1 pseudogene is annotated in these 424 nt (G+C 74.3%); it reads left to right on the plus strand.

Going from position 1 to position 424, the window contains the following annotated elements:
• A pseudogene (locus B3873_RS19775) lies at positions 1 to 424 on the plus strand (DNA translocase FtsK); the annotation flags it as partial.

Consider the following 424-nt stretch of genomic DNA (forward strand, 5'->3'; position numbering starts at 1 on the left):
CCCCCGCCAGTACCGAACGCCGTGCCCCGATGCCGCGCGCGCCTGCTCCCGGTTCCGCATCGGCCAAGCGCATGCCGCCGGCCTCGCCCTTCGCGCCGCGTCCCCGGCCGGCACGCCTGACGCCAGCTCCGGCGCCGGAACGTCCGGCCGAGCATGCACCGCGTGACGACTGGAAAGTGCCACTGTCGGCCCTCACCGGCGGCAGCCGCAACAGCCAGGCAACGTCTGCCGGCAGCGGGCAGGGCGGCAAGTGGCCTTCAATCAATCCGCGCCAGACCGATCCGGCGGCCAAACCGCGTCCGGAATCCGAATGGGCCGCCTTCGAAAGCCTGCGTCCGACCGAAGCCATGCTGGCCCGTGCCGCCGCCAGCCGTGCCATCTCGGCGGCCAGCGCGGCGGCCGATGCCAGCCTGTCGCGTGCGGC

The sequence above is a fragment of the Herbaspirillum sp. UBA812 genome, from assembly GCF_002296545.1.
Classification (GTDB): domain Bacteria; phylum Pseudomonadota; class Gammaproteobacteria; order Burkholderiales; family Burkholderiaceae_D; genus Herbaspirillum; species Herbaspirillum huttiense.